Annotated in this window: 17 protein-coding genes, 2 tRNA genes, 2 rRNA genes and 1 riboswitch; of the genes, 13 read left to right on the forward strand and 8 right to left on the reverse strand. The window is 28.9% G+C overall.

All coding sequences use genetic code 11. The features are described from left to right. The first annotated feature begins 33 nt into the window (after positions 1–33). Positions 34–108, forward strand: a tRNA-Asn gene (locus ACTNBA_RS15310). Positions 109–214: 106 nt separating this feature from the next. On the opposite strand, the gene ACTNBA_RS15315 is transcribed toward ACTNBA_RS15310, so the two are convergent. Further along, positions 215–1,099, reverse strand: a complete 885-nt coding sequence (locus ACTNBA_RS15315; protein WP_441075111.1) for a ComEC/Rec2 family competence protein — start codon at positions 1,097–1,099, stop codon at positions 215–217. A 121-nt stretch (positions 1,100–1,220) separates the two neighbouring features. On the opposite strand from ACTNBA_RS15315, the gene ACTNBA_RS15320 reads away from it, so the two are divergent. After that, positions 1,221–1,931, forward strand: coding sequence for a lysophospholipid acyltransferase family protein (locus tag ACTNBA_RS15320; protein WP_441075112.1), 711 nt, complete (start codon positions 1,221–1,223; stop codon positions 1,929–1,931). 57 nt (positions 1,932–1,988) lie between these two features. Here the strand turns inward: ACTNBA_RS15320 and ACTNBA_RS15325 are convergent, their stop codons facing one another. From ACTNBA_RS15325 to ACTNBA_RS15335, 3 genes are all read right to left on the reverse strand, one after another. After that, on the reverse strand, positions 1,989–3,434 hold the full coding sequence (locus ACTNBA_RS15325; protein ID WP_346920744.1) for an NADP-dependent glyceraldehyde-3-phosphate dehydrogenase: 1,446 nt from the start codon (positions 3,432–3,434) through the stop codon (positions 1,989–1,991). Positions 3,435–3,522: 88 nt separating this feature from the next. Then, entirely contained in the window at positions 3,523–4,161 is a 639-nt protein-coding gene (locus ACTNBA_RS15330; RefSeq protein ID WP_441075113.1) for a DUF2284 domain-containing protein, read from the reverse strand. A 181-nt stretch (positions 4,162–4,342) separates the two neighbouring features. Then, the gene (locus tag ACTNBA_RS15335) at positions 4,343–4,567 is read right to left on the reverse strand and encodes a DUF378 domain-containing protein (protein WP_035134290.1); all 225 of its coding nucleotides are present in this window, start codon (positions 4,565–4,567) and stop codon (positions 4,343–4,345) included. A 193-nt stretch (positions 4,568–4,760) separates the two neighbouring features. Between ACTNBA_RS15335 and ACTNBA_RS15340 the strand changes: the two genes are divergently transcribed. After that, entirely contained in the window at positions 4,761–5,138 is a 378-nt protein-coding gene (locus ACTNBA_RS15340; protein ID WP_441075114.1) for a hypothetical protein, read from the forward strand. A gap of 81 nt (positions 5,139–5,219) precedes the next feature. Here the strand turns inward: ACTNBA_RS15340 and ACTNBA_RS15345 are convergent, their stop codons facing one another. After that, positions 5,220–6,824, reverse strand: coding sequence for an amidohydrolase (locus tag ACTNBA_RS15345; RefSeq protein WP_441075116.1), 1,605 nt, complete (start codon positions 6,822–6,824; stop codon positions 5,220–5,222). 482 nt (positions 6,825–7,306) lie between these two features. On the opposite strand from ACTNBA_RS15345, the gene cysS reads away from it, so the two are divergent. Further along, positions 7,307–8,713, forward strand: coding sequence for a cysteine--tRNA ligase (gene cysS / locus ACTNBA_RS15350; RefSeq protein ID WP_441075118.1), 1,407 nt, complete (start codon positions 7,307–7,309; stop codon positions 8,711–8,713). 51 nt (positions 8,714–8,764) lie between these two features. Here cysS and ACTNBA_RS15355 read toward each other — a convergent pair whose 3' ends face one another. Then, positions 8,765–9,229, reverse strand: coding sequence for a hypothetical protein (locus ACTNBA_RS15355; RefSeq protein WP_441075120.1), 465 nt, complete (start codon positions 9,227–9,229; stop codon positions 8,765–8,767). A gap of 384 nt (positions 9,230–9,613) precedes the next feature. On the opposite strand from ACTNBA_RS15355, the gene rrf (ACTNBA_RS15360) reads away from it, so the two are divergent. The 9 genes from rrf (ACTNBA_RS15360) (at position 9,614) to ACTNBA_RS15400 (ending at position 16,003) form a co-directional block, all read left to right on the forward strand. After that, positions 9,614–9,730 (forward strand): 5S ribosomal RNA (gene rrf, locus ACTNBA_RS15360). A 5-nt stretch (positions 9,731–9,735) separates the two neighbouring features. Continuing rightward, positions 9,736–9,811: transfer RNA gene (locus ACTNBA_RS15365), tRNA-Lys, on the forward strand. A 411-nt stretch (positions 9,812–10,222) separates the two neighbouring features. Next, a riboswitch (glycine riboswitch) is annotated at positions 10,223–10,322 on the forward strand. An 89-nt stretch (positions 10,323–10,411) separates the two neighbouring features. Then, positions 10,412–11,149, forward strand: a complete 738-nt coding sequence (locus tag ACTNBA_RS15370; protein ID WP_441075121.1) for a trimeric intracellular cation channel family protein — start codon at positions 10,412–10,414, stop codon at positions 11,147–11,149. Between the two features lie 307 nt (positions 11,150–11,456). After that, positions 11,457–11,810 carry a hypothetical protein gene (locus tag ACTNBA_RS15375; RefSeq protein WP_441075123.1) on the forward strand — a complete coding sequence of 118 codons (354 nt, stop codon included), beginning with the start codon at positions 11,457–11,459 and terminating at the stop codon, positions 11,808–11,810. A gap of 136 nt (positions 11,811–11,946) precedes the next feature. Beyond that, a complete protein-coding gene (locus tag ACTNBA_RS15380; RefSeq protein ID WP_441075124.1) occupies positions 11,947–12,294 on the forward strand; it encodes a PH domain-containing protein in 348 nt (115 codons plus the stop codon). 79 nt (positions 12,295–12,373) lie between these two features. After that, positions 12,374–12,491 (forward strand): 5S ribosomal RNA (gene rrf, locus ACTNBA_RS15385). A gap of 359 nt (positions 12,492–12,850) precedes the next feature. After that, positions 12,851–13,537 (forward strand): polyphosphate polymerase domain-containing protein, encoded by a 687-nt coding sequence (locus ACTNBA_RS15390; RefSeq protein ID WP_441075126.1) that lies wholly within the window; start codon positions 12,851–12,853, stop codon positions 13,535–13,537. A 26-nt stretch (positions 13,538–13,563) separates the two neighbouring features. After that, positions 13,564–14,250: a DUF4956 domain-containing protein gene (locus ACTNBA_RS15395; protein WP_441075127.1), complete on the forward strand. Its 687-nt coding sequence runs from the start codon at positions 13,564–13,566 to the stop codon at positions 14,248–14,250. 19 nt (positions 14,251–14,269) lie between these two features. Continuing rightward, positions 14,270–16,003 (forward strand): CotH kinase family protein, encoded by a 1,734-nt coding sequence (locus ACTNBA_RS15400; protein WP_441075128.1) that lies wholly within the window; start codon positions 14,270–14,272, stop codon positions 16,001–16,003. Positions 16,004–16,099: 96 nt separating this feature from the next. Here the strand turns inward: ACTNBA_RS15400 and ACTNBA_RS15405 are convergent, their stop codons facing one another. Continuing rightward, positions 16,100–17,308: a sensor histidine kinase gene (locus ACTNBA_RS15405; RefSeq protein ID WP_441075130.1), complete on the reverse strand. Its 1,209-nt coding sequence runs from the start codon at positions 17,306–17,308 to the stop codon at positions 16,100–16,102. Between the two features lies 1 nt (position 17,309). Beyond that, a complete protein-coding gene (locus ACTNBA_RS15410; protein WP_441075132.1) occupies positions 17,310–17,981 on the reverse strand; it encodes a response regulator transcription factor in 672 nt (223 codons plus the stop codon). Positions 17,982–18,012: the final 31 nt, after the last annotated feature.

Raw genomic sequence — 18,012 nt, forward strand, 5'->3', positions numbered from 1 at the left:
GTGTGGGAGGGTAGGTTGTTGCCAGGTCAATGTTCCGCGATAGCTCAACGGTGGAGCACTCGGCTGTTAACCGATAGGTTGGAGGTTCGAATCCTCTTCGCGGAGCCATTTTTAGTCTTACAAAGTAAGGCTTTTTTTATTTTTCGATAATATATTTGAAAAGTATGCAACATAGCTATTAATTAAATATTAGCTATGTCGCATACTTTTAATATTAGCTACCTTCATGTTCGGTAGATATCATTAATTTATCGTTATTTGATTTTATTATAATGTTGCCATTTATATCAGTCCTAAGTATTTTAGAATTTAGATTTTCCAATGCTTTTAAAGTATTTTTATGAGGATGACCAAAATCATTTCCCATGCCACAACTTATTACAGCTATTCTAGGGTTTACTTTAGATAGAAATCCTTTGGAAGATGAAGTCTTACTTCCATGGTGTGCTACTTTTAATACAGTAGATTCTAAAGATTTTTTACTAGCTAATAAAATATTTTCAACTTCTTCTTCCATATCTCCAGTAAACAAAAATGAGGTATTTTTATTTATATATTTTATTACTATAGAATGATTGTTTAAATTATCATCGGAGATATCACCAGTCCATAGAAAATCTATATAATTATCCTTTGAAAGTTGAATTTTAAGATTGTCATTAATAGTTTTAATTGTAAGGTCTTTACTTTTAAGTGCGTTTACTAAGTTAGAAAAATTCTTATCTGTGGTTAAAACTTTAGGCATAATAAACTCTTCTATATAAAATTTATTAACTATATCATCCATAGAACCAATATGATCTTCGTGAGGATGAGATGCAATAAGGTAATCTAATTTTTTAATTTTATATTTTTTAAGATAAGAAATTAAAGTGTCTTTAGCGGTATTTGGTCCACTATCTATTAAAATATTAAAATTATTATTCTCAATAAGAATAGAATCTCCTTGGCCAACATTTATAAAATGTATCCTAGTTTCTGAATCCTTCAATTTAGTATTAATACTATTTTTGCTAGTATAACCTAGTAAGAAAAAGGAGACAAAAAATATTATAGATAATATAAATAGAGTTCTATTACTTTTATAAAATTTTTTCATAAGACCTCCTTAAGTAGTACATGTAATATATAAAGTATTGACAAAATTTCAATATATACTTCACCAGAATACATATTATTGATATAATTAAATGTAAACATTAAAAAAGGACGTGAATTAGTTGAGAAAATTAAGATTTGGAATAAAATTTTCTTTTAAAATGCTTGAAATTGCCATTAAAAGAATTACATATTCAATATGCAAAAATAAATTAACAGAAGAAAAAAGGGAAGAATACTTATATAATTTAGAGAAGGACTGGGCTGCTGCTACAATTAAATATTCTGAATTAAAAGTTCATGTTGTAGGTAGTGAAAACTTATTAAATCAAACATGTGTTTATGTTTCAAATCACCAAAGTATGCTAGATATACCTGTAATAATGATGAATATAAAAGATACTGCAGGAGCTGTGGCTAAAATTGAAATGAAGAAAGTACCGGTTATATCCTATTGGATGAAGGAATTAGGATGTGTATTTTTAGATAGAGAAAATGGACGGGAAGGTTTAAAGGCAATCCTTCAAGCTATAGAAATAATAAAAAGTGGCAGATCTATGCTTATATTTCCAGAAGGTACAAGGAATAGAGACAAGGGTGTAGGTGATTTTAAAAAGGGAAGCCTAAAACTTGCAGTTAAGGCTAATGTACCAGTGATACCAATTACGGTAAATGGAACCTATAAGGGGTTAGAGGGAGAGCCAGAAGATTTAAGAGCTCAAATTATTTTCCATAAACCAATTTATATGGAGAACTTGAGTAAAGAGGAAAAAGCTAATTTATCTGAGATATGTAGAGAGATAATAGCAAGACCACAAGATGAGAATATATAAAATATAAACAAAAAGCTTCAAAGAAAATTTCTTTGAAGCTTTTCTATTAAGCTAAATTTAGTCTATGGTTAATACTATGGATTTAAGTCTAGTCATAGCTTCAATACTATATTTTATACCTTGAGTACCCATACCTGAAGCTTTAACACCAGAGAATGGGAAGTGATCTGGTCCTCTTTCAGACTTATTATTTATTTGAACAGCCCCCACCTCTAATTTGTTAGCTACATAGAAGGCATCATTAATATTTCTAGTAAATACACTGGATTGAAGTCCATATTGAGACTTATTAGCAATTTCAATTGCTTCATCTTTATCCTTTACTCTAATTATAGGTAGTACAGGACCAAAAGGTTCTTCCCATGCAATACGCATATCACTAGTTACCATATCAAAAAGAGTTGGGTGTAGTAAGTTACCCTCTCGCTTATTACCATATAGCAATTTTGCACCTTTACTTAAGGCATCTTGAATAAGCTCTTCAACAAAATCAGCAGATTTTTTATCAATTAAAGGAGTGATTTTAGCTCCAGATTCAGGAGTACCGATGGTAAGTTTTTTTACTTGTTCCAAGATTTTAGAGGATAATTCATCGGCAACATCTTCTGTAACTAATACACGTTTAATAGCTGTACATCTTTGGCCAGAATAACTATATGCACCTGAAACAATTTCTCTAGCTGTATCATCTAAATCAGCATCTTTTAGTACAATGGCAGCATCCTTTCCACCAAGTTCCATAATCATAGGTACCATACCAGCAATTTTAGCTATATGTTTGCCTACTTCTGTAGAACCTGTAAAATTGATAAAGTTTATATTGTCGTTAGTAACCAGATAGTCACCTATTTCAGAAGATTTACCAGTAACAGAATTTATTACTCCATCAGGAACACCTGCTTCTTGAAATATCCTAATAAGATGAAGAGCACTTACAGCACCCTGTGTTGGAGGTTTAAGAATAACACTGTTACCACCAACTAATGCAGGAGCAATCTTGGAAGCTGATAGGTTAATTGGATAGTTAAAAGGTGATATAGCAAGGACTAAGCCTATAGGTACTCTTTGAACTAGACTCATCTTATTTTTTTTAAATCCTGGGAAAGTATCAGCAGCTATTGTTTCTCCTTCTAGATTTTTACCAGCATCTGCAGTAAATCTTATAAAATCTGCAGTACGCTTTACTTCAGAAATAGAGGAATTAATATCTTTGCCTATTTCCATCATAAGAACTTTAGATAATTCATCACAATTTTCTTCAAGCAAAGTTGCTGCTTTATGTAAGATTTCAGAACGTTTACTTACAGGTACATCACTCCAGGAGTTTTGGCTTTCTTTAGCAAAACTTATTATCTTATCCACATCGTCTTGACTCATTTGAGGTATAGTACCTATTAATGAGTTATCACTAGGAGAAAAAATATCTATAGTATTTTCAGTTGTCATCCATTGACCATTTACTAAATTACAGTAATGATTTTCTTTCTTTACACATTTGAACAAAGAAAAACCACCTCTTTCATATTTTTATTTATTAATAATATTATTATCAAAGAGGTAAGTTTAAATACTAGAAATAGAATATTAAGTTTTAATTACTATTCAATATTTGCAAAATTTTATCTTCAGAAATATCTAAATTGGAAAGCAATCCAGATACGCAGGTTACATATTCTGGTGTTGAGTTACTGCTCCATTGAATTTTATCATTAATAATATTTTCAACTATTCTGCATACATCAAAACCAAGACCTTCTAATGAATATCTTAATTTCCTTGGGAATATACAAGGCATGTTATTACTACGAGAGCAGTTGTTGCAAATTAGGCATCTTCCAGAAAATAGTGCAATGCTGTCATTATAATAAGATTCTAAGGAAAGTATTTTATTATCATTAAATTCTCTAAAACTATAATAAAGACCATTAAAAGTATTAGTAAATTCATCAGTGCTATTACTTATATCACTATATTTACTTAGAGAGTAGGTAACAATATTATTTAGTTCTTCCTTTGGAATTTGGTTTATATAGGTTTTACCACTAATTACATAACAATATTTGAACTTAGAAACATATTCTAAATCACTAAAAGAGAGTGGAGGACAAGACCATACTTTATTAAATTTATTACAGCTTTCGCAGTATTTATTTACTATCTCAGGAGTATAATACTTTAATAATTCATCAATACTACACTTTTTAACATTATAAGAAATATATTTTATCATTTTTAACACCTCAGCTAAGTTTTTCATAGGATATTTAGGCATAGAGCATTTTTATATAAGTTAAAAAATTTATTTAAATTATATTATGCTATTGCCAACCTATCTAAACTATTATAAATTAAAAACAAAATAAATCCTATAAAATTATAAAATAAAAAAGCCGCAATTGCGGCTTTAGAAATTATTCCACATCAGTATATTTACTCTTTGCAAAGAATGATATAGCATAAAGACCTGCTAATCCTACTATGGCATAAACAATTCTACTAAATGTGCTTATAGCACCGAAGGCACTAGAACCTGCAAATAAAATTGCAACTAAGTCAAATTGGAATAATCCTATTAGGCCCCAGTTTACCGCACCAACAATAACTAAAATTAGTGCAATTGAGTCTAATACTTTCATAAAAACATCTCCTTTTAAATAGATTACAGTTGATAGTATTACCATTAGTTTTAAATTTTAAACAAAAAATCATAAAAAATCCTATTGTTAATATTTTGTGAACATATTAAAAATCTGTTATAGTAAGTACATTTTTATAGATATATATTATATAATACTATTTAGTTACAATATATTTGAAAGAAGGAATTTTATGAAAAATGTATTAATATTTTTAGGAAGTATTTTATTATTTTCAATTATAGTATTAGGTATATATGCTTTACTAAAGAAATTTGTATTTAATAAAATAAAAATAAACAAATGGTTAGTACTTATAATGGCTTTTATTGTGTTTGTAGTACCACCACTAGTATTTACAACATTACCAGTGTTAGTAACAAATTATGTAATACCAGGTATATTCGTTATATTATTTCTATGGTTTTGGGATTTGTGTGGCTTCATGTCTAAGACTCAAAATAAAATTGCCAAGGCTGTTTACAATAAACCTAAGAGTAAGAAAAATGATATAATAATAAAGCCAAAGGCAAAACCTAATAGAGTTAAAAATAATCCTAATAATAAATAAAATATAATTGAATTAGATAAAGAAAAGGATGCATGTATAATTAAATACTTACATCCTTTTCTTTATTTTTTTATAAATATGCTATAAAACCTTTATTCCATTAACATAGGTTTCTAAAATTTTGGTTTCTTTAATTTTATTTTTAGGTACAGCAGTTATATCTTGAGATAAAACTACAAAATCAGCTAGATAATTTACTTTAATTTTGCCTTTTATATCTTCATCAAAGGACATGTAACTAGGTCCTGTAGTATAAGCTTTTAAAGCATCTAAAGGGGTAACACCTTCATCAATATTAAAGCCACCTACAGGTTTATTATTTAAATCTGTTCTATTTACAGCTCCATGGATTCCTTGGATTATATTAAAACTTTCAATAGGAGCATCAGAGCTAAAGGCTACAGGAATGCCTTTCTGTATCATAGAATTAAAGGCATAACTACTTTTAGTTCTAGCTTTGCCTACTGCTTTTTCAACTATAGGATAATCACTCATAACAAATGCTGGTTGTACATTAGCTATTACATTGAGCTCCTTGAATCTATTTAATAAATCCTCATTAGTAAATTGACAGTGAACTATAACAGGTCTAAGATTATCCTCAGTATCTTTAGAAATTTTTTCATAGGAGTTTAATATCATTTCACAAGCTCTATCTCCAATACCATGGATAATAATTTGAAATCCTTGTTTAAAACCCTTAGTAACAAAACTATCTAAATCCTCTTGAGAATAAATACTAATACCATTATCAGGAGTATCCTCATAGTTGTCTATCATAGCTGCAGTACGAGCACCTAAAGAGCCATCTTGAAAAAGTTTAAGACCTCCAACCTTAAGAAAATCACTACCTACCTTTGACCTCAAACCAAAACTATTAGCTTCCTCTAATAATTCATCAGTATTAAGGCAAAGTTGAAGAGTTATTCTTACAGGGAGTTTGCCTTCTTCTTCTAACTCTCTATAACTTTGAATTAAATTAGGTAAACTTCTACAGTGAGTTAAGTCTTCAGTTTGAACAGAGGTTATGCCACATTTAATTAAGTCATCAAAGGCGCTACGGAGTGAAGATTTTATCTCTTCTACAGAAGTGGGAGGAACCTTACTAAGTGCAATATTTAAAGCATTTTCACGAAGAATTCCAGTAGGAACTCCATTTTCTCTATCTATAGCACCGCCAGTAGGATTTTCTTTCATTTTATCTATACCTAAGAGTTCAATAGCTTTTGAGTTAATTACCCCTATGTGACCACATATTCTAGAAAATATAATTGGATGATCACAGGAGATTTTATCCAGATCATATCTATTAGGAAGTCGTTGTTCTTTAAAGTAGTTATCATTCCAGCCTCTAGAAATAATGTATGTATCCTTTGGAATATTGTTTTTATTAATATAAGACTTCACAACACTAATTATTTCATCTATAGAGGATAAGTTATTTAGCCTTACTGCAGTCTTTTGAAACCCATAATTAAGTAGATGCATATGAGCATCATTAAAACCTGGAACTACAGTATTGCCTTTTAAATCTGTAACTTTGTAATCCTCTTTAGAAAATAATGACAGTAAATCTTTATTACATCCTACTGCTAGAAACTTTCCGTCTCTCACAGCAAAGGCTTCATAAACCTTGTTGTTATCCAAGGATATAACCTTTCCATTAACGTATATATCTATAGACATATAATCACCACCTATTATAATATAGTTACATAATATATATAGTTATTCTTTAGAATAATATAAAATCCTCTTTAAAACTTGTAAAGGTTTTAGTTGTTGAGAAATTTTAAATAAATTGTAGGGTTATTTATACATATAACTTGTAAAATTATTATTATATGATAAAATTTAAATATAAATTATTTTAAAGGAGAGCATTATTATGTGTAGATGTTGTTGTTGCTGTTGTAACATATGTATAATTTAACAAGATACTACTGAGCTATAATAATGTAATTAATAATTGATATAAATTTTAATCGTTATTTAAGCTACAGTTGGTTCTGTAGTTTTTTATATTTTATACTAATATGATTTAGAATAAGAACAGTTTAATGTTATGTAAAGTATAAATATAGTTAAGCATATATTATATAGATAAGTTACAGAACAGTAATTATCATAAAACATTAGTTATAAGAAATATGTAAAGGAGACATGAGATGAGTTTTTATTTATACAACACCATGACTAGAAATAAAGAAGAATTTATTCCTGCCAATAAAAATAAAGTTGGAATGTATACTTGTGGACCTACTGTCTACAATTATGCACATATAGGAAACTTAAGAACATATATATTTGAGGATGCATTAAAAAAATCCTTAGAGTATGTAGGTTATAAAGTTAAGCATGTTATGAATGTAACAGATGTAGGTCATCTTCAATCAGATGGAGATGAAGGTGAAGATAAAATGGCTCTAGGTGCAAGTCGTGAGCATAAAACAGTATGGGAAATCGCAAAATTTTATGAAGATGCTTTTTTTGAAGATTGTAAAAAGCTAAATGTAAAAAGACCAACAGTGGTATGTAGAGCAACAGAACACATAGAGGATATGATCAAATTTGTTCAAAAGCTTGAAGAACGTGGTTACACATATGAATCAAATGGAAATGTATATTTTGAAATAGATAAATTTGAAGATTATACAAAGCTTGCAAATCTCAGTATAGATGAGTTAGAAGCTGGTAGTAGAATAGAAATAGATCCAAATAAGAAGAATCCTTTAGATTTTGTACTATGGTTTACAAATTCTAAATTCTCCAATCAAATAATGCAATGGGATTCTCCTTGGGGTAGAGGATTTCCAGGATGGCACTTAGAGTGCTCAACCATGAGTATTAAATACTTAGGTGAGAATATTGATATTCACTGTGGTGGAATAGATCATATACCAGTTCATCATACAAATGAAATTGCTCAATCAGAAGCTGCTTTAGGTCATAAATGGGTAAATTACTGGGTTCATGGAGAATTCTTAGTATTAGATGGAGGCAAAATGTCTAAATCAAGCGGAGACTTTTTAACAGTATCTAAACTTGAAGAAGAAGGATTTAGTCCTTTAGATTATAGATATTTCTGCTTACAATCTAAGTATAGAAAACAACTGGTATTTAGTTTTGAAAGTCTAAAAGATGCCCAAAATGGCTATAAGGCATTAAAGAAAAAAATAGGGACTATATTAACTAATATTGATGAAACCAATAATATGAATAAAGAACTTATTAGCGGATATCAAGAAAAGTTTAAAACTCAAATAAGTGATGATTTAAATATAGCCAATGCATTTACAGTGCTTAATGAAGTTATAAAAGATGGTGAATTAAATAATAAAGAGAAAGCATTTTTAATTGATGATTTTGATAAAGTTTTCTCACTTAATTTAATGACTATTGAAAAAGAGGCTATTGAAGTTGATGAGAAACTAATAAATCATCTTATTGAAGAAAGAAATATTGCAAGAAAAGAAAAAAACTATAAAAGATCAGATGAAATTAGAGCACAGTTATTAGATATGAATATAGAAGTGTTAGATAGTAAAGAAGGAACTTCTTGGAGAATAAAGTAAATAAAATAAAAACACATGGGGTGAATTTGAAAGTAACTCCATGTGTTTTTGTTAATCCTCACAATTGCATATGTTATTAATAAAGTTATATATTCTACATTCCAATACAGGATATATACAGTTAATTTGCTCTAGAATTTTATAGGCGGTTTTTTCAGCTTTTTTCAATTTAGAGGTTTTTCTTTTAGTGATAGTAGAATTATTTAATAATTGTGTTGTGCCCATAGTTAGATAAGAAGTATTAGAAAGCTGAATTAATATTTGAAGCAAAGGCGATATACAATTAGCTACATATAAAACTTCATAATCATTAAGAGCTAATAAGTTAAGCTGAGTTTTTAGAACATTTAGGCTAGTAGTAATTTCAGTTAAAGAAAGCAACTCACTTTTAAGAGAAAGTAAAGTGCTGGGATCAGAAGCAGATTCTGAAGAACTTTCATTTATTTTATCTAGACTAGATGATATTAGTGCTGTTAAATTGTCTATGCTAGTAGATATTTTGCTTATATCCTCCATAAAATACTCCTTGGAAATTTAAAATTCATATATTAAGTATATTAAATAGAATATATATATATTCATTTTATATGTGATTTCAACTATGGCAAAATACATATAGCCAAAAAAGTGGGTAAAAATATAGATAATATTATTGACATGGAATAAATAATCGAGTAAAATAATAAAAGTCATTGAAAGTATTCGATGATAAAGGAAACAGTTGTTTTCTTAACTGGGCGATGATATTGCAGACTTTTTCTATATGAGCAATATCCGTATATCAACAACTAAGTTAGTAGTATTATCGCAATGCTAATGAAGAATTAAAAAATTCTTCATTAAAGACAAACTTATTTAGTTTGTGGAAGTACAAAGATAATTATACTGTCTATGTACTTATCTGGTAAGCATATCTTGAAGGTAACACCCGTAACCATGCCGAACACGACGGTTAAGCTTCAAAGAGCCAAAAGTACTGCACGGGAGGCTGTGTGGAAGGATAGGTTATTGCCAGGTAGTTTGGTTCACTAGCTCAGTCGGTAGAGCACATGACTTTTAATCATGGTGTCCGGGGTTCGATCCCCCGGTGAGCCACCAAAACACCTTATTTTATAAGGTGTTTTTTTTATAGTATGATTACAAGCTCTTTACTCCTATCTCTTTCAAAGTGAGAGTAAAGAGGAGTTAGGTCCATGGATAACCATTGCTCCTAAAGGACAACCAGTTCTAAGTATGGAAAAAGCTCTGTTGAAAATTACAGGGATAGAGTATATTGCTTTTAAATTTTGAAATCGTATAGATGATCAATTTAGTATTTAATATTATAAAATGTCTTGATTTATATGAAAAATTCATATAAATTAAGTAAGGAAGAAAATTAAACTTAATATTGTATGGATGAATGTTATTGAAGATACTTAATTTTTTAAAAGACTAAGTAACCGTAGGAGAAAGAGTTAATTACAAGCTTTTAATTAACTTGAAACTTTCAGGTTGAATACAATAGCAGGACATAACCCTGGAGAGACTCTTTACATTAATAATTAAAGAGCATCAACGAAGCAACCTTTATAGGGAATCTTTCAGATAAAAGGACAGGGAGTAAAAAGCATTTATTAATTATGTTTTTTACTCCTTTTATATTGCAAAATATTAAATTGGAATATTATTACATGAAAATAGAGAGGAGAATACATTATGCTATTAATTATTTTTGAAGTTGTTGGAACAGTTGCATTTGCAATTTCTGGAGCTTTAGTAGGAATGCAAAAGAAATTAGACTTATTTGGAGTTATATTTTTAGGAATTATTACAGCTATAGGGGGTGGAATATTTAGAGATGTAACCTTAGGACAAACACCACCAGCTGCTTTTATAAACCCTACTTATTTTATTATAAGTATAGTGGTATCTATTATGGCTTTTTACGGATATCCCAAACTATCTACTATGTACACAACATCTAAAAGAAAAGAAATTATTTCTGAATCTCAGGGTAATAAATATATGAGTGAGGAACAAGTACTTAAAATAGCTAATAGGAGAAAGCAAATAGCTATCTTAAAAAAAGTAATATTAATTTTAGATTCAATTGGACTTGCTACATTTACAATATTAGGTGCAAATTTAGCTTTTAAGCAAGCTCATAGCAATATATTTTTAGTAGTTTGTATGGGATTAATTACAGGTGTTGGAGGTGGAATTTTAAGGGATACCTTTGTTCAGGATACTCCAATGATCTTTAAAAGGGAGATTTATGCCGTGGCATCAATACTTGGAGCATTGGTATTTTACTTATTTAGCTTTTATGGAGTGAATTACGATATAACTTTTTGGGTATGCTTCACAATAATATTATTATGCAGAGCTATATCTATAAGACTCAAATTAAATTTACCAATATCTAATTCTGACAAGTATGATATAAACTTATAGAGCAAATAATTAAGTAAAGAATAAGCTCATATAGATTTTAATAATACATTATATGAATATATCTACTAGATATATTGTAAAAAGTAGTAACTTCTTATTTCTAATATTTTTATAAATAAACATCACATAATTATTATGATTACATATTATATTATTAGGAACAGCTATTGAAGCTAATTTTTAATATATATAAACTTTAATATACTAGATCTAAACAGAAATATTTTATAGTGCTATAGGTTACTATTAAATATTTAGTTGTTAGAAACTATTATAAAATTGATTAAAAAGTGGGGAGAAATATAATATGTTAAATAATAATGAATTCTTCTATTATGATGAAAATAATGAACAAGACTTTTCAACAGAAATGTTTGCTCAAGATTTCAGATATGGACGACCAGATGGAGTAGATTTTGAACAAGAGTACTTTAGAGGCAAAGATGGAAATTGGGGACATGATTGTAAGCCATCACATCATAGACCATGTCCACCATGCCCACCATGTCCAAAACCATGTCCACCATGTCCACCATGTCCAAAACCATGTCCACCATGCCATTGTTATCCAAACCATAACCAATGCTCAAGCGGAGATGATTGGTGGATAATTTTAATACTATTGTTCTGCATATGCCCATTTGGTGGATTTTTCTGGTAAAATATAGTATTATAAATAACTTAAATGCAAATATTTATAGATAAAATATTAAAATAAACATGTATCAAATATAGAAATGGTCATCACTGTATATTAATATATATAGTGATGACTATTATTTTAGGAGGATTGTAAGATGAATAGACAAGAAAAATTGATAAAACTAATTGAAGAGAGGCTTAATAAAAATGAAGTTATAGATTATTATGTGGAAGGTGCTTTTGAAAGTACTGTAAATGGGAGACAAAATACAATGACGGGGATACTAGTAACCACTAATGAGAAAATCAGATTTTGTGGTAAAAGATTTTTCTTAGTTTATGATGACATTATAGAATATAAAGATATTGAATATGTAGAGGCTAATGAAGAAAAACTTGGCCATAAAATTTTTATAGCTGGAAAAGAAAGCTCTTATTCCATGAAATTTATCATAAGTAAAGATGTACATAATTTTGTAGATAGTATAAATAAAAATTTATAATAAAATAGGTAGCCAAAAGAAACTTCATGGTTTAATGATTATTATCTATAAAAATAGTAAATAATAATAATAATTTAAATCTGGTGAGTATACTATTAGAGGCTACACCCGTATCCATTCCGAACACGTAAGTTAAGTTCTAATAGGCTATATATACTACATTAATGAAAATGTGGGAAAAGTAGTTATTGCCGGGTATAAAACAGAAGTTAAAAATTTAAAAGAAGCAAGATAAAAAGGATGTATAATGTTTTATTAATAATATGCTTAACATATTTATTAATGAATCTATTATAATCTTGAATTAACTAAAGATATAGTATACGGTGACTTTAAAATATAAAGAAGAAGAGATAGTTTTTTATCTCTTCTTTTTTGTGCAAAATTAGCTATTATTAGCCAAGTTTATGTTATTAGACAATCATTGGTAAATAAAGATTAAAAACTAAATATATAGGTAAGGTAGATAAAAATAAACTTAAGATAGATTTAAGATAAATTTAAGCTAAGTAATTTATTATAGGATTGTACTAGATGACACAAGGAGGTGATTTATATGAAACAAGTTAAATTTAGACACGAGATAAAGCATTTAATAAATATTTCAGACTATTTGGCAATTAAAAACAGATTAAAAAATATTGCAAAGTTAGATGAGAATGCAGGAGATAAGGGTACTTATACTGTAAAGAGTCTATATTTTGACAATATTAATAACAAGGCATTAATGGAAAAAATTAATGGAGTAAATAATCGAGAAAAATTTAGATTAAGAATTTATAATGATAACCATTCTTTTATAAAATTAGAGAAAAAAAGTAAAGTTAATGGATTATGCAGTAAGATTGCAACAAGTATATCTATGAATCAATGTGAAGATATAATTAAAAATAATATTGATGACATATTTAAATATAAGGAGCCTATTTTAACGGAGTTATACTCAAAGATGAAATATGATTTATTACGTCCTAAGACTATAGTTGAATATACAAGGGAAGCATATGTATTCAAGCCAGGAAACGTGAGAATTACCTTTGATAGTAGCATTAAGAGTGGTTTATATTCACAAAATTTTTTTAATGATAACCTTGCTACCGTAGGAATGCCAGGAAGGAGTCCTATAGTTTTAGAGGTTAAGTTTGATGAGTTTTTTCCTGAAATTATTAGAGATATGATTCAAATAAAAGATAGAGAAAGCTCTGCTTTTTCAAAATATGCAGCTTGCAGAATTTACGAATAAAATTAAGTTATTTGGAGGAGATAAAAATGGATAAAGCATTAAGTTTTAATGATATTTTAAAATCAAGTTTTTTAGAAAAGGCATCAAGTTTTTCAATTGTAGATGTAGCTATAGCCCTAGGACTAGCTCTTGCTATTGGACTATTCATATTTTTAGTATATAAGAAAACTTTCAAGGGCGTAATGTACTCAGAAAGTTTTGGTATTTCTCTTATTGCAATGAGTTTAGTTACAACATTAATTATTCTTGCAATTACTTCTAATGTAGTACTTTCACTTGGTATGGTTGGTGCTTTATCAATTGTAAGGTTTCGTACAGCAGTTAAAGAACCTATGGATATAGCATTTTTATTTTGGTCAATAAGTGTAGGAATTGTTGTAGGAGCAGGATTAATACCTCTTGCGGTATTTGGCTCAGCATTTATAGGAATTATGATTATGGTGTTTGCAAATAAGAAAAGTACTGATAATCCTTATATCTTAGTTGTAAGTTGCAAGGGAGATAGCAGTGAAAATAATGCCATGGAGCATATTAATAAATATGTTAAAAAATATGTGGTGAAGTCTAAAACCGTTTCTGCAGGGAGCAATATTGAATTAACAGTAGAAATAAGATTAAAAGAAATGTCTACTCAATTTGTAAATGAAATTAGCAGTATATCAGGAGTAAACAATGCAGTGTTAGTAAGTTACAACGGAGAATACATGTCTTAAGATTTAGGTGGTGTATGAGGTGATTTTAAATAAGTATATAAATATTTTTATAGCAATAATTATGACATTAAGTCTGGCCTTGGCTGGAGTAATGGCAACTATTGATATGTCTACGGTTGAAGCAAATGCTACAGAGAAAACAACCCAACCAGAGTATATAACAAATCTTTTTAACAAAGATGATATTATGGAAATTGATATAGATATAGATGAGAAACTTTGGAATGAACTAGCAGATAATGCTATGGAAGAAGAATATTATAGTGCCAATATAACTATTAACGGAGAAGCATACTATAATGTTGGGCTTCGAGCTAAGGGAAATACAACATTATCACAAATTGCTAATGATGATACTACAGATAGATATAGTTTTAAAGTTAAATTTGATGAATATATCGATGGACAAACTCTTAAAGGCCTTGAGAAATTAGCATTAAATAATATGATGCAGGATACAACTTATATGAAAGAATATCTTTCCTATGATCTATTAAACAAAATGGGAGTTTCTACTCCAGCGTTTCAGTATGCTAGCATCACCTTAAATGGAGAGCCTTGGGGTTTATACTTAGCCCTTGAGGTTATGGAAGAAAGCTATATTGAAAGATACTATGGAACAACAGATGGAAATTTATATAAACCGGAAACTACTAATATGGCAAAAAACAATATGCCTATGGAACAAGGCAAAGAAATCAATGGGCCTATGGGAAGAAATACTGGTGGAGCAGACTTAGTATATTCTGGAGATGAGCATTCTAATTATTCTACTATATTTGAAAATGCAATTTTCGATTATACAAATGAAGAAGACTACGATAAAATCATAGCCATGGTAAAAAGCCTTAATGAAGATATTAATAACATAGAAAAACATTTAGATTTAGATGAAGTATTAAGATATTTTGCAGTAAATACTTTTGTTGTAAATTTAGATAGTTATGCATCAAATATGAAGCATAATTATTATCTATATGAACAGGATGGAATATGTTCAATACTTCCTTGGGATTACAATTTAGCTTTTGGAGCATTTCAAGGAGGAAGTGCAAGTAATGTTATAAACTTTCCCATTGATAATCCTGTAGCCGATAGTTTAGAAAGTAGTCCACTTATAGGAAAGCTTCTGGAAGTAGAAGAGTATAAAGAAAAATATCATGAGTACCTTAATGAAATAGTTCAGGATTATGTAAATAGTGGAGTATTTACTGAAACAATTAATAATACAGACAATTTAATTGGTGACTATGTGAAAAATGATGCTACAGCCTTTTATACCTACGATGAATATGTAGCTTCTATTCCTGAGTTAATTACCTATGGAGTGGACAGAGCTAAGAGTATATATGCTCAACTTTCTGGATCCCAGTCCTCTACTTCTACTGGAAATATGGCTACTAATTTAAATTTATCTGCCCTTGGTAGTCAAGGTGGTGGAGGCAATAGAGAGGGAAAGGATATTCCTCAAGATATGAAAGAGAATAATAATACTGAAAAGGGAATGGGGATTGGAGAAAAACCCAACAATATGCAGAATAATCCTGAAAAAGGAGCTCCTCAGGGTAACTTTATGCCAGGAAATAATCCAGGTGGTGTTAATAGAGAAAATTCTCCTAATAATATCAGGGGAAATACATCAAATGGTACAAACATTAAATCTAATTTGATAATATATGGTATATGCCTTCTAGGAGTCATTGCAGCAATAATAGTAGTGTTAAGGTTTAAAAGAAAAAAGTATCATGTATAAAATACTAAAAGCTATCTCAGGGTATATATCTAAGATAGCTTTTAAACTTATATAATTTAGATTATAGTACTTTTCTATGTTTCATTATAAATTATTTCATTCTAAAATAGGAAGTTCAACAATAAAGGAGGTATCTTTTCCTACATTACTTCTGGCATAAATCTTTCCTTTATGGCTTGTTACTATGGCATTTGCAATAGCTAAGCCTAAACCATAACCACCAGTTTTCCGTTGTCTAGACTCATCAGAACGATAAAATCTTTCGAAAATTTTTTCTAGGTCTTTATCAGGAATTCCTTCTCCAGTATTAGTAATAATTATTTCCATCTTAGATTTTAATTTACTTGAAGTGATGGTAATAGTTCCATTTGGAAAAGTGTGTTTAATAGCATTATCCATTAGAATATTAAAAAGCTTTTTAATTTCTTCTAAATCACCATTTATAAAAAAGTTATCCTTTAAATTGTTTTCTAATTCTATTTTATTTTCAAAGAAAACTGCTTCAAAAGACATAAGTAAATTTTCTAGTACTTTATTTATGTTTATAGGTTGTAGGTTAAGTATTTTTTTATCTTCATCAAGCTTTGCTAAGGAAAGCATATCATCTATAAGATGAGACATTCTATCAGTTTGTAGATCTATATAATTCATCCACTTGCCTTGACTTTCAATAGTTTTATCTTTATTAGATGAAACTAAAGCTAAATTAGTTTTAATAATGGCAATGGGTGTTCTAAGCTCATGAGAGGCATCTGCAATAAACTGTTTTTGTTTTTCGAATACCTCTTTAATTGGCGCTATGGTTTTATAAGCTAGATAATAGCTTATAGTAAACAATATAATCAAACTGATAAAGCCAGTTATGAAAAAAGTCTTTAAAAGGTTTTTTAATAGATTTTGCTGAGGTGACTTATTTATTAAAGCAATTCTATTAATCTTACCATCTAAGCTTTTAAAGTATGCAAAATCAGTATCTTCAATTTTTATAACTCCTGATGAAGATTCTTTGGATAGAATATTAACTGCTAATTCAACAAGAATATCTTTATCAACATTATATGGAGTAATAATATTTATCACGTTTAAATTATGGTCAAGATTTATTAGTATACCATTGTTAAGGGGACCACCTTTACTGGGTCCACCATTATTAGGTTCATGGATTAGTGCATTAAGAGAAAAGTTAATCTGTCTTTCTCCACTATTCCAAGTTATAAAGTATATGACTCCAAATATACAAAAAAATACAAATGTTAAAAGAGACATATTTATAATAATAAATTTATATTTTAATTTTTTAAACATACTACTCCTCCAATTTATAACCAATACAACGAAGGGTGGATATTTTGGATTTAGAGCCCACATAGAATAATTTTTTTCTTAAAAAAGATATATAGACCTCGATATTATTATATTCAGCATCAGAGTCATAGCCCCAAACCTTTGTAATTAAATCATCTTTAGTAACTATTAAAATAGGTCTTTCCATAAAGTATTTTAGAATTTCAAATTCCTTTGAGGTAAGTCGGACAGAGTTACTATTTCCTTCAAGTTCATAGGTAGATAGATTTAAGGAAAAGTCACTAAAATGAAGAGCATTATCATTTATAACTTCAGCTTTTCTTCTACTAAGAGCTCTTAATCTAGCAAGAAGTTCTTCATGAGAGAAAGGTTTTACTAAGTAATCATCTGCTCCATAGTCTAATCCCTTAACTTTATCTTGAATTTCACCTTTAGCAGTGAGAAGAAGAATAGGAGTAGATACATTATTAGCTCTTAGCTCCTTTAGAATCTCTAATCCATTAACTTTGGGGAGCATTATATCTAATATAATCAAATCATATATTCCTGTAAGACCATAATCAAGACCTGCTTCACCATCATAAACGCTATCTACTATATATTTATTTTTACTAAGAATTTCTTTTAGAGCTTCCGCAAGGTGTATTTCATCTTCAACTAATAATAATTTCATAATACATCACCCTTTAATTACAAATTTTTAG

The organism is Clostridium sulfidigenes (assembly GCF_052067195.1).
GTDB lineage: Bacteria > Bacillota > Clostridia > Clostridiales > Clostridiaceae > Clostridium_J > Clostridium_J sulfidigenes.

What these genes read in the sequence shown, in the direction of transcription:
- ACTNBA_RS15390 (WP_441075126.1), top strand. Translation starts at nt 12,851, where the DNA reads ATGAAACAAGTTAAATTTAGACACGAGATAAAGCATTTAATAAATATT.
- ACTNBA_RS15410 (WP_441075132.1), bottom strand. Translation starts at nt 17,981, where the DNA reads ATGAAATTATTATTAGTTGAAGATGAAATACACCTTGCGGAAGCTCTA.
- ACTNBA_RS15405 (WP_441075130.1), bottom strand. Translation starts at nt 17,308, where the DNA reads ATGTTTAAAAAATTAAAATATAAATTTATTATTATAAATATGTCTCTT.
- ACTNBA_RS15340 (WP_441075114.1), top strand. Translation starts at nt 4,761, where the DNA reads ATGAAAAATGTATTAATATTTTTAGGAAGTATTTTATTATTTTCAATT.
- cysS (WP_441075118.1), top strand. Translation starts at nt 7,307, where the DNA reads ATGAGTTTTTATTTATACAACACCATGACTAGAAATAAAGAAGAATTT.
- ACTNBA_RS15395 (WP_441075127.1), top strand. Translation starts at nt 13,564, where the DNA reads ATGGATAAAGCATTAAGTTTTAATGATATTTTAAAATCAAGTTTTTTA.
- ACTNBA_RS15330 (WP_441075113.1), bottom strand. Translation starts at nt 4,161, where the DNA reads ATGATAAAATATATTTCTTATAATGTTAAAAAGTGTAGTATTGATGAA.
- ACTNBA_RS15315 (WP_441075111.1), bottom strand. Translation starts at nt 1,099, where the DNA reads ATGAAAAAATTTTATAAAAGTAATAGAACTCTATTTATATTATCTATA.
- ACTNBA_RS15355 (WP_441075120.1), bottom strand. Translation starts at nt 9,229, where the DNA reads ATGGAGGATATAAGCAAAATATCTACTAGCATAGACAATTTAACAGCA.
- ACTNBA_RS15370 (WP_441075121.1), top strand. Translation starts at nt 10,412, where the DNA reads ATGCTATTAATTATTTTTGAAGTTGTTGGAACAGTTGCATTTGCAATT.
- ACTNBA_RS15380 (WP_441075124.1), top strand. Translation starts at nt 11,947, where the DNA reads ATGAATAGACAAGAAAAATTGATAAAACTAATTGAAGAGAGGCTTAAT.
- ACTNBA_RS15335 (WP_035134290.1), bottom strand. Translation starts at nt 4,567, where the DNA reads ATGAAAGTATTAGACTCAATTGCACTAATTTTAGTTATTGTTGGTGCG.
- ACTNBA_RS15345 (WP_441075116.1), bottom strand. Translation starts at nt 6,824, where the DNA reads ATGTCTATAGATATATACGTTAATGGAAAGGTTATATCCTTGGATAAC.
- ACTNBA_RS15375 (WP_441075123.1), top strand. Translation starts at nt 11,457, where the DNA reads ATGTTAAATAATAATGAATTCTTCTATTATGATGAAAATAATGAACAA.